This window comes from Nonomuraea spiralis, from assembly GCF_014648435.1.
Classification (GTDB): domain Bacteria; phylum Actinomycetota; class Actinomycetes; order Streptosporangiales; family Streptosporangiaceae; genus Nonomuraea; species Nonomuraea spiralis.
Map to the genome: position 1 here is coordinate 85,634 of NZ_BMRC01000034.1, position 330 is coordinate 85,963.

Here is a 330-nt window from a genome sequence, read left to right on the forward strand (position 1 = left end):
CGCCGCAATGGTCCGAGCTCGATACCGTCGATCGCGGCCGCCCGTTTGCGCTGGCTGAGGAACGCGCCGATGTCGGTGTTGTCGATATGGCGGTCGATCGACAGCCCCACGTCGCGCGGGTCCCGCCCGACGCAGATGTACGTGACCGTCGGATCGCTGGGTATCCCGTCGAGCGGCGTGTGGGTCTTGATGAACCGGCGGTGCGTCTGGGCTTCCAGGTCCGCGGACACGTCTGTGCGGGCGCGAGTCACCATGTCGATCCACGGCGAGAGCGTGTCCAACGGGAGCGGGAGCTCCGGTTCCTGCAGTATGAGCAGGGCGCAGATCATC

Annotated in this window: 1 protein-coding gene; it reads right to left on the bottom strand. The window is 67.0% G+C overall.

Features of this window, described 5'->3' with window-relative positions:
- The coding region (locus IEZ27_RS46175; protein ID WP_194522008.1) for a sulfotransferase domain-containing protein at nucleotides 1–281 on the bottom strand (281 nt) is incomplete at its 3' end.
- Nucleotides 282–330 lie beyond the last annotated feature (49 nt).